The organism is Methanosarcina sp. 1.H.T.1A.1, from assembly GCF_000979295.1.
Classification (GTDB): Archaea; Halobacteriota; Methanosarcinia; order Methanosarcinales; family Methanosarcinaceae; genus Methanosarcina.
In genome coordinates this window covers 1-14,387 of the sequence record NZ_JJQY01000073.1, presented here as the reverse complement: position 1 = coordinate 14,387, position 14,387 = coordinate 1, and the positions used below count along the sequence as shown (strand labels likewise).

The following is a 14,387-nucleotide window of genomic DNA, read 5'->3' as shown; positions in this document are numbered from 1 at the left end:
ACAAAACCTTATTTATGGTAAAGTTTCATTATGTACGTGATACTATGATTCGAAAATGCACTGATCACGGCTATTTTAGAGGAGGCAGCTGTCAGCAGTGTAAATGCCCTGGTAGATACGTGCTGGACGACGGCAGGGAAGAAAAGCTCGGCAGGTTTGTATCAGGTACTCTCCGGCATTTCCCGGCATCTGCAGGAGTTAAAATGGACAAATACGGTTGGGTGGACCTTAACACCTTCTGTGACGTTATGAATAAACGTTATAACTGGATGAGGAAAGAGTACCTTTATGCCCTTGTGGAGTCCGATGAAAAAGGAAGATATCAGATCAGCGGGTCTATGATAAGGGCACGTTACGGACATTCTGTTAACATTGATCTTGACTACGAGGAAAGCGATACTCCATACGTGTACTACGGGGCAAGCCCGGAGGAAGTTGATGTACTGCTCGAGAACGGAATTTTCCCTATCAAACAGCGCTATGTTCATCTCAGCACTTCATATGAAAAGGCAACTGAAGTTGCCCTGATTCACACTGAAAGTCCTGTGATCCTGCAGGTTGACGCCTTTAGAGCTCAGGATGACGGAATTTCTCTAAAGCTTGCAACGGATTACATCGTACTCGCGGAAAAGATACCACCTGAGTACCTGTTTGTACTCGAGGACTAATTTCCCCTTAATGGTTTTTCTTACTTTTTTTCTCACTGTCTTTTTCCGTACTCATTTTTTACTTATTTTCATCTGTTGGTTTTTCGTGTCATTTTCTATTTTTTTTCCTTTTTCTCCTTTTTTCCTTTAATCAGTCTACTGATACTTCAAAAAGTCCCTCTTTTTCCTCTATCCTGAATTTCACATCAAGAAACTGTTCTGTGACCCAGATGTTTGTTGCCGCATGCAAAGTCAGCTCACGGACCGTGTAAGAACTGTTTCCTGCAAGTGCCATATACGGGATCAGCTGATCTGCCAGATGTACATCTACAGAGGCTTCTGTTCTGAGTTCCGAGATGATCTCTTCTGCAGCGCGCCTGCCAACCTTTTCAGCAGGCAGTCCCCTTTCTCCAAGGGCACTTCCTCCGCAATAACCGGACCAGAGGGTTATCCCGCTTCCTGTGGAAAGTAATTCGCAGGACCGGACCTTGATCCTTGAACCGTATCCGGCTTCAAGAAGCATGGATTCGGCAGCTTCAGCCTGGCGGGCTGGCACATGTGCCGGAAGATTCGATGCATGTGAAATTCCCATGACTTCTTTCCTCTGGTTTTGGTTCTCCCCTCTTTTTTGGTTTTCCTCTTCTATTCGGTTTTTTCCGGCTCTTTTGTTTTCTCCTTCCTTTCGGAAATGAAAACCACGAAGCTTACAGGGTTCAAAAATAGCTGAGACCTCTCCTCCTCCCCTGGGATAGTAACCGCGATTTTTCAGGGTCACGCTGCCTGCATATCCAAGTTGTTCAAGTGCCCTGAAGGTTACATGCTGAAGGTAGTCAATTGTCGGTGACCAAGCAACGTCAGTTCCTCCACGTATCGTTATTTCGATTTTTTCTTTTGCAAAAGGCAGGGCTGGCATAAGGCTTTGCAGAAACAGGGTTATGCTTCCTGCGGTCCCGATATCAATCTCATATTTCCCCCCCTTTATTTCCACTGGAGCAAAAAATAACTCTGAAGAACCCGGAAAAAGCCCTGAAACCCGTGCTTCGCAGATCCTGGCTGCAGTTTCCAAAGCTTTCAGGTGCTGTTGTTTCAGGCCGGGATTAGGTCTGTTTTTCCTTATGTTCGTAACCTTTACTTCTTTTCCAGTAACTGCAGAAAGGGCAACAGCTGTCCTGACCACCTGTCCTCCTCCTTCCCCATATGAACCGTCAATTTCTATCATTTCCCTCTCTCCTTATTTCATTCCGTTTTTTTCGTCCTGTGATTTAACCATATCTTTCATCCGAGCTCTTATCCGGGTCCAGTTCATTTGTTTTATCCTTCCGCATATTTCTGACTGCGTCTTTTACAGCCGGCATGAGCGGATCCACAAGCATGGAAACTGGGGGCGCATAGCAGGTTTCAAGGCTAAGAAGGTCTTTGATTGTTGTTTTCTTTCTTATTGCAAGGGAGAGGGCATCGATTCTTTCCTTTATTCCTTCTCCACCTGCGAGTTGCGCTCCTGCAAGGCAGCCGTCTTTAAAATGGAGTTTTATATAGAGATCTTTTCGACCTGGATAGTAGGAAGCTCTCGTGCGCCCGCGGGAAAATCCGGTTACAACTTTTATCCCCTGCCTTTCCGCCTGTTCGGGTGTAAGCCCAACTCCTCCGAATTGCAGGTCTCCAGCAACAGCTACCCAGGGGTCAGCAAGGGGTCCGAAAGTAGAGTATTTGCCTGTAATATTATTTCCGATCACATCTGCCATACGCCGTGCAGTTGTGCCCAGCTGGCTGAGCCTGCTTTCCCCGGTTACAAGGTCCGTAACTTCCGCACATTCGCCACCTGCGTATACATGGGGGAGAAATTCCCCTCCTGCCTTTACCTGAAGCATTTCATTTACGACTATTCCTCCTGCTTTTCCAATATCTATCCCTGCTTCTCTGGCAAGGTATACTTCAGGTTTTACACCGGTTGCCAGGAGCACAAGGTCTGCAGGAAACTGCCTGTCCTTTACAAATACAGTTTTTTCTTTCCAGAAATTTTCAGGTAAAAATATAGGTTCCCCGGTAATAACTTCCACACCGAGGGTTTCAAGGTGTGCCCTGACAATTGCAGACATCTCGGAATCAAACTGGCTGGAAAGCAGGTCTTTACTTCTGGTTATAAGGATAGTTTTAATTCCTCGCTTTTTTAGGGCTGAGGCACATTCAATTCCTATTGTACCTCCACCTACGATGCATACTGTCCGGGCGGTTTCCAGGGCTTTTCCAAAGAGCATGCCGTCAGCAAGGCTCCTGAGCGTGAAGATTCCGTAAGGTAGAATATTTGCCTGGCTTTTGCGAGATATAAAGGGCAGGCTCCCTGTAGCAATCACCAGTTTGTCAAAAGGATAGGCTCCTTCTCCTGTCAGGGCGACCCGCTTGGTCAGGTCTATTGACCTCACTTTCTCGTTCAGTTTCACATCTATGTTTTTTTCCCTGAAAAAACCCGGAGGTTTTACAATCAGTTTTTCAAAACTTTCAATTTCCCTGCCCAGAACAAAAGGAATTCCGCAGTGACTGTAAGCTGTGTGGGAATCAGATGAAAGCACAGTTATTTTAAAGTCACTCTGCCTCCTGATCTTGGTAGCAGCTGCCATGCCACAGGCCCCCCCTCCTATAATGACCACCCTTGTAAGGTTTTTATCTATCCTGGCCTGTGCGGAGACTTTTTCAGGGACCTCTTCCTGAACTTCACCTGCGGTTTGAATAACTTTGCCTGCAGCATCCTTTACGCCAAAATCGCTTCCCATGCTTTTTATAATGGTGTTTCGCGCCTATTATAGGTTTTTAAAAGGAAAAGAACCTTCAACACCCGAAGAGCCTTCAACATCCGGAGAGCCTTCAACATCCAGAGAGCCTTCAGTACCCGGGGAGATAGATGATCTGGAAAGACTTTCAGTGTCCTTCAGTGTCCTATTAATTAAGTTTAATCGAACATCTTTCCTGAAAATATCCATTTGAAGGTGTTTACCAGAAAACAAAAGAGAAAGATAATGATTTTATGGGGGGGTGAACGAGCGAGTTGGGAGTGGGGGGGTTAATACATAAAACAGTGTATTTGTCTCGCTCGTTCAAATTTTTAGACGTTCTTTGTTTTATATATACTTTTCTAAATTTTTCTAATTAACTCTTTTTTAGGAATTTTGAGAACATTTCCAGATATCATTATCCTTAAATTTATCAAGAATGAATTAAAATAATTCAGGGTTAACTAACCTTTTAAATAACCACAAAGTTCTTAAAGCCTGCAGGCATTAGACATATGAATTTAAGACATGTGACATACAGGATTCCTGTTTCTCCGAAGTTGCTTTAAGGCGGGCGGGAGCTGTTCTGTCAGGTCATATCATAAATTAATTACTTCATCCATTCATCACCTACCGGATTCGTAAAGAATCTTACGTAACTAAACGTATGCAAACTTAATAGAAATTTCAGATTATACATGTTACCAATTCAGGGCTAATACCATTCAGTCCAAAAATAAACCTTATACTTATCACCCATGAAGTAATAGTCAAAAAGTGCTTTCAATAAACCTGATGCATTTCATTCACTGCTTTACCACTTATCGTTTAGGGATACTTGTTTAATCAAAAAGGCGTCTGGCACACTCTAGCTGTTCACGCCTCAGGTTTATCCCATCTCTGGGAATATCTCTGGAAGTCTTCAGTTATCAGGTATATTGAATGGTAAACACATTATTTGACTTGGGACTCTGAGAGTTATTTCAGACCCATCAATAAGCTTATGTTAGGGCAAAGATTTTCGGGCAGGTGCAAAAAGCCTCCGTGGATATTGTGGAGGTATACTGTTATACTTTGGTCGAAAATCAGGAATAGCTCTATCTTTGAGAGCTTTAAAACCAGGCTGGTACTTATCTGGCGATTTGCCTTGCAGGTAAGATTTCATCAAGCAACAGTCAGGAAGTATTCCGCCGGTTTAATTATCCTGGCATAAGCGCAACAGGCAGTTGCAGGCAGGTTCGGAACTCCTCTTTCCGGTTCATAGGGTTCATAGTAATCCTCAATTATGAAATCTGTCTTTTCAAGGGTGTATTATCTCTGATCTGGTTTTAAATCTGATTTTTACTACTATTTTTGCATTTTCTGGCCCTTTATGGTATCCAGCACGTTTCCAGGATATAGAGGATAGGTTTGTACTACCAGAAAAGTACTATGAGCCTGAAGACGGAAAAAGAATTGTATGCCGGAATTGTTCGGGTGTTAAGGGTTATTTCCCGTCGATTAATTAAAAAAATCACCAACGAAAAAACGTTCACAATACATTGTTCATAATACCTCGTTTATAATACATCGTTCATGATAAATCGTTATAATAGTTTGGGAGAATTCACATGCAAAATACTGATACTACAAAATACATTATTCATTCTAAAATCAATGCTGATGGGGTAATTGAGCGTCCTGATATCGTAGGCGCAATTTTTGGTCAGACTGAAGGGCTGCTTGGAGCCGATCTTGATCTGCGTGATCTGCAGAAGACCGGAAGGATCGGCAGGATCGAGGTAATGGTTACCGCCAAAGGTGGAAAAACCAAAGGAAATATCTTTGTTCCTTCGAGCCTTGATAAAGTAGAGACATCGATTCTTGCAGCATCTCTGGAAACCATTGACAGGGTAGGTCCTTGCAGTGCCAAAATTGAGGTTTTCCAGGTCGAAGATGTAAGGGCTGTAAAGCGCAAAAAAATTATTGAAAGGGCAAAACTCATCTTCACGAAAATGTTCGATGAGACTGTACCCGAATCTCAGGAACTTGCCGACGAAGTCCGGCAGTCCGTAAGGGTTGACGAACTGACTTATTATGGCAAGTCAAGGATACCCTGCGGGCCGAACGTGCTCAACTCGGACGCTATCATTATTGTTGAAGGAAGGGCTGACATCCTGACCCTGCTTCGCTATGGTATAAAGAACACCATCTGCGTGGGCGGAACTAACATTCCACCTGAGGTCGCTGAACTTACTAAAAAGAAAACAGTAACTGCTTTTACGGACGGAGATCGGGGTGGAGAACTCATTATACGTGAACTCCTGCAGGTGGCAGATATCGATTATGTTGCCCGTGCTCCAGATGGCAAGGGTGTAGAAGACCTTGTCCAGAAAGAAATAATCAGGTCTTTGCGCCGAAAAGTTCCAGTGGAACAGATTATTGAGAAATACGGAATCCAGGAAAAAGAAACTGAAGATAGTGCCTGCAGGCTGGAACACATTTCCAAGAGAAAGATAAGAGCACCTGAAGTTGCTCCCAGAATTGCGGAGAAGAAGTTACACAAACGTGTGAAAGTTCACAGGGTATCTTCAAAGACAGACGTTTACGAAGAGGAATCCCCTGAAGAAATGGAAGAGGCGGCTTCTGAGAAAACTTCGGAAAAAGTTCCCGAAAGGCCCTCTGAAAAAACTCATGCAACGGTAGAAAGAGTTGAGGCAAGAAAGGCTGTCTCAAAGCCAGTTATAGCAAGAGCAGTTCCAGTCACCAGGGTTCCCAGAGGAAAGGCCTCAGCTGAGAAGGTTTCAGCTGAGAAGGTTTCTGAGAAGGTTTCAGCTGTGAAAGTTCCTGGCGGAGAGGCCGTAAGGGTTTCCCCCGCTCCTGCCAGACAGGCTCCGGCTCCACTCTCTCCTGAAGCGGTGAGGTTCAGACCGCATGTAGACGCCCTTAAAGGAACATTGACGGCAAGGATTCTGGATTCTGAAGACCGGGTAATAGAGGAAATGGCAGTCAGAGACCTTGCAAGCAGGTTAAAAACCTACAAAGACAATGTGAAAAGTGTGATTTTTGATGGTGTAATTACTCAGAGGCTCGTTGATATTGCTTCGAGTAATGCAATCAAGAATCTTGTAGGGGTAAAAATAGGAAATCTTGCTAAAGTTCCTGCAGATATGGAAGTTATGACCTCCAGCATGCTCTGAGCAGGTCTTTTTACTTCCTTTCTTCATCTTTTTTATTTCTTTTCTTGTTGTTTTTAAAAAATCGTTTATTTACGTCTGTTTTTCGTCATAGAGTCAATTTTTCCCTGAAAATAGGTACCGTACCCAAAAATAATTCCAATAAATATATGCCATTGAGTATATTCTCCTGGTCAGGAACTAATTATTTCATTGTTATTATTTTATGTGTATCATTTATATATATCTCCGGGGAAATCACTACGATTTGGCATGGATTCACACTATACTACTAAAATTCACACTCTATCCTACAATTCATCATCATTTATCATTTACATTATATGAAAAAGTTTATTAACAAAAACTAGGAAACAAATTTCCTCGGGTAATTCTTTTATTCGGTTCAAGATAATATTTAATTGATCTTGTAAAATTGTAGGTATTTAATTGATCTTGTAAAATTGTAGGTATTTAATTGAAAAATTGTAGGTCTGTTCGCTATGCACAAGGAAGAACTGATACAACTGCACACATATATGGCTCAAATGAAGAGATACTTTGAGAGGCACGGTGTAACGCACGAGTTCGATGACTACAAGGCTTTATCGATAAGCCCCGTCCACATCCACAGGAGCAAGGCGGATCACAAGCGCGCAATTTTTATTTTGGGAGGCGAGCTTGCCACTCTCATGTCACGGGATGACCCTATCTTCGAGGAAGCGTCTACCCATATGAGAGATTCTTTGAATTCCGTCATTAAGCTCATCGGTAATAACTGATAGGGCCCTTGATTGTAGTAAAGAGTTCGTTGTTCGAGAATACGGGTTCGAGATATTTTTGTTTTGAGATCAAGAGGCGGTATGGGTGCAGATGCATTTTCATAACCATACCGTCTTCTCCATCTGAATAATACTTTTTTTCAGTCCAGCAGGATACGAATCCTATCGATCTGTATAATTTTTGTGCGTCAGTGTTACTGTTTCTTACTTCCAGTCTCGCGTATCTAAGCCCGTTTGCAACAAAAACGTCACATATGGCATGAATAAGTTCCGTGCCTATTCCCCTTCCCCGATATTCTTTTTTTACGCCAACGGAAAAAATATGCCCTTCGTTTTCCGCGGAACGGTAGCCCACTACATACCCTACTACTTTTCCATCCTGTTCCGCAACAAGGAAGCCGTCTCCAACCATCTCGTAAAAGTTCATATACACCAGGGAATTATGCTCCGAAAAAGCCTCTTCTTCAATTTCGACTATTTCCTGGAAGTCCTCAGGTGTGAAACGTCTTATCATAATATCATTATATATTCCTGCCATTTTATTACTTCTTCGAGGGAAGACCCACTCTCTCAAGGAAGCCTGTATGGCTTTCTGTTCTATATATTTTCTATTCAGGAATATCTTTTTTGACGCAGGCTCCGCACTTCTGTAATGTTTTACCGGGCTGAAAATCAGGCTAGATAATCAGCTTTAAAGTTTTCAGCCCCAAGGTCTTCAGATTTAAAGTTTTCAGGTTTAAAGTTTTCAGGTTTAAAGTTTTTTTACATGCCGGACGTCTACAGCAACACCCCTGCCTGATTCTTCCATTTCTCTCCCGCTCATCATAGCCCTTCCTACACAGAGAGCTTTTTTCCCGAGAACTATTACCTCGTCATTTGGTCGTATTTCGGGGTCTGCCTCAAGCACACCAGGGGCAAGAATGGAACCACGTGGGACAAAGTCGTCAATCTTTACCACATATTTCTCACTTTTTAGTACCAGTTCCGCTCCTTCAGGAGAAAGGGCAAGCATCCCGTACTGCGGGATTAAAGTTGCAAGCTGTTTTTTCCCGGCAAAGAGCTGGTACTTCGGGAAACGGCCTTTAACCACCGGGTTTCCGACTTCTTCCGAAAAGAGAAACTCTGCGCCCTCTCCGAATTGATAGCCTGCAACCGCCTTTACGAAATTCTTCTTCTCTTCTTCAGCATTCTGTTTTTTCTGGCTGAAATTCTCGGATATGCAGATAGATTCAACAGTATTTTTCAGGTTCGAAAGAGACTCATAGGACGTGAGACTTTCCCCGGCAGTATAGACTATGTCAATCCCCAGTTTTTCAGCTACCCTTTCACAGATCTCCCTGTACGCCCCTTCCACATGGGCAACTATTGTTTTATACCCGTGTTTTGAGAGATAGGCTTCAAGGCATCCGGAAACCCAGGCTTTTTCATCTTCGTCCCAGTGCCCCGTAACCGCAGTATCGTAATGGGCTGCCGGATAGGTTAATTCGAGTTCCCTGGGCACAATTCCCAGGGGTGAGGTTATGATTACCTCATGGACAAACTTCCGGTATTTGCCAAGGGTAAGGATGAACTTCTGGTGGGATTGGGAAATTGAATAGGGTTTTTTAGCTGCACACGGGAGGAGCAGGAGAATATCAAGGTCCGGAGGTGCATACCTTTCCTGCACACGCTGTGCAAACCTGACCACTTCGATCCTTGAAAGGGCTTCGGAAGTATCTGCAAGGAGCTGGTTTTGCCGGAAAGCGGGAACTCTTTCTTCAAGGTAGGAATATTCGAAATCCCCAAAGCGCAGCAGGGCTGTAAGCCAGGGCCTGACCCTGCACTGTCCTTCCACGTACTCCCGCAGTGTCCCCGCCCTAATTTTTTCGCGGACAAGAGCAAGTTCGGCGTCAAGGGCGTCTCTGTTATGGGCTGAAAGAAGCTTTGCCCTTTCGGCTCTCGGGAGAGTTAGAAGCTCTGCGGGCGTTGTGGCGGCACATACCCTGCACCTGCAGGGAAACTCTACCAGGGAATCAAGATAGAAACTACCTGCAGTTGTAAGGTAGATGTCAGAATAGGCTGCAATTTCTGCCTTTGTATCATCCATAACATCTATCCCGATGTAGGCGAGCATTGCTGCATTTTCAGGACGGGCCAGGTTGGGGGCATAGAGAGCAGTATCTGGGGGGATCTGGTTTCTCAGGCCTATTAAGGTTTCAAGAAACCGTCGAGCGTTATTTTCCAGAGTCCCTGCCCCTTCCATTATATAAAGGTCGCTCTTCTGAATCTCTCCTTCTGGTCTAAGAAAAGAACCTGTAGGACCTTCATCTTCAGTATTTCCATCCCTTGTGGCAGTAAATGTTTCTACTTTTTCGAGTGATTCGGCTGGAATGGCAGGCGTATAAGTCTGATGGGGAAGGATTATGAGAGTCCCCTTTCCTGTTTTCTCACGAATTTCCTTTATGCGTGCTGCAAGTTCTTTCCGGTCAACAGTCCAGAGGCTGCCTGCATCAACAATAGATCCAGGGTTTTCAAGGTTTCCTAGTGCTGCCGTATGCAGGGCACAGGGAGTGCGGAGTTCGGGAGAGAGCAGGAGTTTTCCTATACGTGCTGCTCCATCTCTATTTTCTATTTCAAAGTACTGTGTCATATTTGTCCTCTTATGTCTATCAGGATGTAAAGGTTTGCCCTGCACATTTTTCTGAAAAAGTTCTTATCTCTCTTTCTTTTTCCTTACTTTACCTTCACTTTAATCTGAAAAGCTGTCAATTTTCTTCTGGTTTTTAAATAGATCTCAGGAGGAAGGAGGATGGTATATTCTTATATATTATTAATATTGATTATCTGCTGCAACTTATCTCTCATTTCTGTCCCAACTGTGGCAGAACTTTCTATTTTTCACATCCGAATTCCAGATTTGAGGTCTATAATGGATATAACTGCAGAGCTTCGAAAAATCGTTGGCGAGCGGCTCTCGGTCTCGCCTTCTGAACTTTATTGTTATTCTTCTGACGCATCCCAGGTCAAAGGGATGCCTGATTACGTGGTACGCCCTACAAGCACGGACGAAGTCAGCCGCATTGTCAGGCTTGCTTATGAAAATGAAATCCCTGTGACTGCAAGGGGAGCAGGCACCGGACTTGCCGGAGGCGCAGTCCCTGTTGGAGGGGGCATTGTGCTGGACATGTCGGGAATGAACCGCATTCTTGAAATCGATATTGACAACATCCAGATAGTCGTGGAACCGGGAGTAATCCAGGATGTCCTTAATGACGCCTTAAAGCCATACGGCTTTTTCTTTCCCCCTAACCCGGGCAGTTCTGCCATGTGCACTATCGGGGGCATGATCGCTTATAATGCAAGCGGAATGCGCTGTGTCAAATACGGCACCACCAGGCACTATGTCCGTGACCTGGAAGTGGTGCTTGCGGATGGGACTGTCATTCACACAGGCTCAAAAATGTTGAAATCCGCTGCAGGTTATGACCTGACCCAGCTTATTATAGGCTCTGAAGGCACGCTCGGAATCGTCACTAAAGCCAGCCTGAAGATCGCGCCTCTCCCCAAGACCCGGAAACTTGTAATCGCATCCTTTAAAAGTGCTGAGATTGCAGGGCAGGCAGTTGTAAAGACTTTTTCAAACGGGGTCATCCCCTCAGCCTGCGAGATCCTTGACAGGGTTTCCCTGCAGGTGCTTAAACGCTACGATCCGAAACTTGTGCTCCCCTCGGAAGGAGATGTAATCCTTTTCGAGGTCGACGGTACCGAAAACTCGGCGCGTGAGGCTGCAGAGCAGATAATAGAGGTCTGTTCCCCCCTTGCCCTCTCCATAAAGCTTGCGGAAAGTGAAAAGGAAATGGCCGATATCTGGGCAGCCAGAAAGCTTGTAGGGGCTGCTGTTTCCCGCCTTGATCCCACGAAAACCAGGATTTATGTGGGGGAAGACGTGGGAGTTCCTATAAAGAAGATTCCGGAACTACTCAGGAGAGCACAGGAAATTTCTGAGAAATTTAACCTGCCTGCCATGAAGTACGGGCATATTGGAGACGGAAACCTGCACCTTGCCCTTTTCATTGACGTCCTGAATAAGGACGAGTGGGACCGCTTGAACAGGGCTGCTGATCTGATCCACAGGACTGCAATAGAACTTGGAGGTACGGTCAGTTCCGAACACGGTGTGGGGGCTGCCCGCGGCCAGTATATGGAAGCCCAGTGGGGTCCGGCCCTTGAGGTAATGCGTGCAATCAAGAAAGCCCTTGACCCGAAAGGAATCCTGAACCCGGGCAAGCTGGGGTTGTGAGAGCCGTGAAAAACGAAGGAAAAAAGGAAACTAAGAGAGCAGAAGAAATGAAAGAAAGTGGAATAAGTGAGGCCAGAGAGAAAAGTGAGACTAACGGCAAAGAGCAGCCCTTTGAAATTGACCGCCGTTCGGTTTATAAATGCGTGCAGTGTGGAACCTGCCGTTCAGTCTGCCCGGTCTTTGATGTAGTTGGCTGGGAGTCCGCCAATACACGCGGAAGAATGCTTATCATTAAGAGTCTGCTCGAAGGAAGGCCGCCGTCAGAAGATGTCCTCTCAAGCCTTGCTTCCTGCACAACCTGTGGGATCTGCGCTGCCAAATGCCCTGCCGGAGCAAACCCTCCTGAAGTAGTGGAAGCTGCCCGTGCCCAGCTGGTAAAATGCGGTGTGACAACTGAGGCCCAGGAAAAACTGAAGGCTGCGATTACGACCAGTGGTAACTCTTTTGGGGAAACACGAAGTCGCCAGCACTGGCTTTCCGATACAGAACGTTCAAACCTCCCGGAGAAGTCTGACTATGTCTACTTTGTAGGTTGTTTCGACTCCTACCGCTATCCGGAATTTGCAAAAAAGACTTTTGAGGTTTTGCAGCGCTTTGGAGTCACCCTCCTGCCGGACGAGCAGTGCTGTGCTTCTCCCCTCCTACGTACTGGTTTCCGGGAAGCTGCGGGGAAGATCATGGAGCATAACCTTGAGCAGATCCGGAAGGTAGGAGCTCACACCGTTATCACGGGCTGCGCCGGTTGTTACACCACTCTTAAAAACAACTACCCCGAAGAGCTCAGGGTCATCAGCCTCCCCGAGTTCCTTGCCGAACATCTGGAAGAACTGAACCTGAAGCATCTTGACCTCACAGTTACCTACCACGACCCCTGCCATCTGGGCAGGCACAACAAGGTATATGACGCCCCCCGGAAAGTTATTCAGGCTATCTGCACTCTCAAGGAGATGAAAAACATCAAAGAAAACTCCCGCTGCTGCGGCGGTGGGGGCGGAGTCAGGATAGGATATCCCGACATCTCCCTTGCACTTGCAAAAAAGCGTATTGAAGACGTGCCCGAAGGCGTGGACTACCTCGTTACCTCCTGCCCCCTCTGTGTGAGGAATCTCAGGGATGCAGGTGGAGATGTCGAGATCATCGATATTGTAGAACTCGTGGCAATGGCACTGGAGTGAATTAGCTACTGATTTATGGTTGATTTTTTTCCGGGCCGGGTTTCATTCCGGCTCAGTAATTCCTTTTTTTGCTCCTGAGAAGAGGTTTGTTCCTGATGTAAAATCAGTAATTGTTTTTTTGCGACTTCTATTTTTTAATTGTAAATATCACAGAATTTTTATCTTCCTGATTTTATCTTCCTGGATGGACACAATGATAATCCGTCCGCTGTCGATCAACGCTATATTTTTATTTCTTGAAGGCGACTGTTGTTTATTGAGCAATACAGACAAACGTAAGCTTTAGGAATTTATGGGAGGATAGGATCTATGAGTTGTAAACCAATTAAGTTTCAGAACGTTCCCCCTGATGTGTTTAAATGTATGAAGAAAAAGCTTCAGGACTATGATATCCATGTCCCACCGGGAAACAGAGGGGAACTTTCGGGCAAGGGGGTCACTGCAGATTTCGAATGGGACGGAAAGTCTTCCCTTACCATCACAATCACGGAAAAACCGTTTATTGTCAGCTGTGACACTGCAGCCCGGAAAATAAAGGCTTTCGTGAAAGAGTGCCACGGTTCCTGAAAGCATCCGGATAAAGTTTCTTCGGGCAGGAGGAAAGAAGGAGATGGGTGAAAGAAAACTGGACACGGAGGGGTGCCAGGGGATCAGGTTTAGAAATGTAACTCCGGACGTGTTTTCCTGTCTGAAGAAAAAACTGCAAGCATATGGGATAAAGGTACAGCCGGGAAACTCCGGAGTGCTTGAAGGCAACGGTATAGTTGCCCACTTTAGCTGGGACGGGGGGAACAACCTGCTAATTGAGGTCAAGGAAAGATCCCTGGATACCTACTGCGGGCAGGTAAGCGGAAAACTGAGGTCTTTCCTGCGTGAGTGCCAGGGGTACTGAGGGAATTAGCAAAATCTGCTCATTCCCGTCATTCCCAAATTCAGGATAAAAAAGCCTATTAAGCCTTTTTAATAAAATTTATTCTTTCTTCTTATCAAACAATTATGGGCATTTCCCACAAGGTCGAGCCTTCCTGCTTTTTCCAGGGCTTCATATACGAGTTCATAGTTTGCAGGACTCATGTAGTGCATCAGGGCTCTCTGCATGGCTTTTTCTTTTTTGCCCCTCGCAACGTATATTTTTTTGCCGGTGAACGGGTCAAGCTCTGTGTAATACATGCAGGTCGATACTGTCATCGGGGTTGGGGTAAAGTCCTGTACCTGTTCTGTGTAGCCCCCATGGTCCCTCACATACTCTGCCATTTCGATCATATCTTCAAGGGTGCAGCCAGGGTGTCCTGACATCAGATAGTTTACGATGTACTGTTCCTTGCCGCATTTTTTGTTCAGGGTGGTAAACTTTCCGGAAAATCTCTCATATACTTCTTTCCCTGGCTTGGACATTGCATCGGTTACTCGCTTTGAGAAATGTTCAGGCGCAACCCGCAGCTGCCCGCTTATGTGGTGGGCGCAAAGTTCTTCGAGGTACTCTTCATCCTCAAGAGCCAGGTCGTAGCGCACTCCGTAGCCTGTAAAGGCGTGTTTGACGCCGGGCAGGTTGCGCAGGTTGTGGACTGTCTCTTATACACATCT

Annotated in this window: 11 protein-coding genes and 1 pseudogene; 7 read left to right on the top strand and 5 right to left on the bottom strand. The window is 45.4% G+C overall.

The window, feature by feature from the left end; genetic code table 11:
* The first annotated feature begins 44 nt into the window (after positions 1–44).
* The gene (locus EO95_RS07075; protein WP_048133518.1) at positions 45–668 is read left to right on the top strand and encodes an RNA 2'-phosphotransferase; all 624 of its coding nucleotides are present in this window, start codon (positions 45–47) and stop codon (positions 666–668) included.
* 130 nt (positions 669–798) lie between these two features.
* Here the strand turns inward: EO95_RS07075 and rtcA are convergent, their stop codons facing one another.
* Positions 799–1,866: an RNA 3'-terminal phosphate cyclase gene (rtcA, locus tag EO95_RS07070; protein ID WP_048133517.1), complete on the bottom strand. Its 1,068-nt coding sequence runs from the start codon at positions 1,864–1,866 to the stop codon at positions 799–801.
* A gap of 43 nt (positions 1,867–1,909) precedes the next feature.
* A complete protein-coding gene (locus EO95_RS07065; RefSeq protein WP_048133516.1) occupies positions 1,910–3,415 on the bottom strand; it encodes an NAD(P)/FAD-dependent oxidoreductase in 1,506 nt (501 codons plus the stop codon).
* 1,607 nt (positions 3,416–5,022) lie between these two features.
* Between EO95_RS07065 and dnaG the strand changes: the two genes are divergently transcribed.
* Together dnaG and EO95_RS07050 are read left to right on the top strand one after the other, a co-directional pair.
* Positions 5,023–6,591 (top strand): DNA primase DnaG, encoded by a 1,569-nt coding sequence (gene dnaG, locus EO95_RS07055; RefSeq protein ID WP_048133514.1) that lies wholly within the window; start codon positions 5,023–5,025, stop codon positions 6,589–6,591.
* A 479-nt stretch (positions 6,592–7,070) separates the two neighbouring features.
* Positions 7,071–7,349, top strand: coding sequence for a UPF0058 family protein (locus EO95_RS07050; protein ID WP_011024502.1), 279 nt, complete (start codon positions 7,071–7,073; stop codon positions 7,347–7,349).
* On the opposite strand, the gene rimI is transcribed toward EO95_RS07050, so the two are convergent.
* Both rimI and arcS read right to left on the bottom strand, forming a co-directional pair.
* Complete coding sequence (gene rimI, locus EO95_RS07045) at positions 7,333–7,863, bottom strand: ribosomal protein S18-alanine N-acetyltransferase (RefSeq protein WP_048133530.1); 531 nt, start codon at positions 7,861–7,863, stop codon at positions 7,333–7,335. The two genes, EO95_RS07050 and rimI, sit on opposite strands and share 17 nt — an antisense overlap.
* Before the next feature lie 237 nt (positions 7,864–8,100).
* Positions 8,101–9,978, bottom strand: coding sequence for an archaeosine synthase subunit alpha (gene arcS / locus EO95_RS07040; RefSeq protein ID WP_048133513.1), 1,878 nt, complete (start codon positions 9,976–9,978; stop codon positions 8,101–8,103).
* Positions 9,979–10,257: 279 nt separating this feature from the next.
* On the opposite strand from arcS, the gene EO95_RS07035 reads away from it, so the two are divergent.
* From EO95_RS07035 to EO95_RS07020, 4 genes are all read left to right on the top strand, one after another.
* Entirely contained in the window at positions 10,258–11,628 is a 1,371-nt protein-coding gene (locus EO95_RS07035) for an FAD-binding oxidoreductase (RefSeq protein ID WP_048133512.1), read from the top strand.
* A gap of 47 nt (positions 11,629–11,675) precedes the next feature.
* The gene (locus EO95_RS07030) at positions 11,676–12,803 is read left to right on the top strand and encodes a (Fe-S)-binding protein (RefSeq protein WP_048133529.1); all 1,128 of its coding nucleotides are present in this window, start codon (positions 11,676–11,678) and stop codon (positions 12,801–12,803) included.
* Between the two features lie 309 nt (positions 12,804–13,112).
* Complete coding sequence (locus tag EO95_RS07025) at positions 13,113–13,370, top strand: hypothetical protein (RefSeq protein ID WP_048133511.1); 258 nt, start codon at positions 13,113–13,115, stop codon at positions 13,368–13,370.
* A 43-nt stretch (positions 13,371–13,413) separates the two neighbouring features.
* Complete coding sequence (locus tag EO95_RS07020; RefSeq protein WP_048133510.1) at positions 13,414–13,695, top strand: hypothetical protein; 282 nt, start codon at positions 13,414–13,416, stop codon at positions 13,693–13,695.
* A 68-nt stretch (positions 13,696–13,763) separates the two neighbouring features.
* On the opposite strand, the pseudogene EO95_RS07015 reads toward EO95_RS07020, so the two are convergent.
* Positions 13,764–14,375 (bottom strand): annotated as a pseudogene (locus EO95_RS07015) (DUF3362 domain-containing protein); the annotation flags it as partial.
* Positions 14,376–14,387 lie beyond the last annotated feature (12 nt).

What these genes read in the sequence shown, in the direction of transcription:
- EO95_RS07075 (WP_048133518.1), top strand. Translation starts at nt 45, where the DNA reads ATGATTCGAAAATGCACTGATCACGGCTATTTTAGAGGAGGCAGCTGT.
- rtcA (WP_048133517.1), bottom strand. Translation starts at nt 1,866, where the DNA reads ATGATAGAAATTGACGGTTCATATGGGGAAGGAGGAGGACAGGTGGTC.
- EO95_RS07065 (WP_048133516.1), bottom strand. Translation starts at nt 3,415, where the DNA reads ATGGGAAGCGATTTTGGCGTAAAGGATGCTGCAGGCAAAGTTATTCAA.
- dnaG (WP_048133514.1), top strand. Translation starts at nt 5,023, where the DNA reads ATGCAAAATACTGATACTACAAAATACATTATTCATTCTAAAATCAAT.
- EO95_RS07050 (WP_011024502.1), top strand. Translation starts at nt 7,071, where the DNA reads ATGCACAAGGAAGAACTGATACAACTGCACACATATATGGCTCAAATG.
- rimI (WP_048133530.1), bottom strand. Translation starts at nt 7,863, where the DNA reads ATGATAAGACGTTTCACACCTGAGGACTTCCAGGAAATAGTCGAAATT.
- arcS (WP_048133513.1), bottom strand. Translation starts at nt 9,978, where the DNA reads ATGACACAGTACTTTGAAATAGAAAATAGAGATGGAGCAGCACGTATA.
- EO95_RS07035 (WP_048133512.1), top strand. Translation starts at nt 10,258, where the DNA reads ATGGATATAACTGCAGAGCTTCGAAAAATCGTTGGCGAGCGGCTCTCG.
- EO95_RS07030 (WP_048133529.1), top strand. Translation starts at nt 11,676, where the DNA reads ATGAAAGAAAGTGGAATAAGTGAGGCCAGAGAGAAAAGTGAGACTAAC.
- EO95_RS07025 (WP_048133511.1), top strand. Translation starts at nt 13,113, where the DNA reads ATGAGTTGTAAACCAATTAAGTTTCAGAACGTTCCCCCTGATGTGTTT.
- EO95_RS07020 (WP_048133510.1), top strand. Translation starts at nt 13,414, where the DNA reads ATGGGTGAAAGAAAACTGGACACGGAGGGGTGCCAGGGGATCAGGTTT.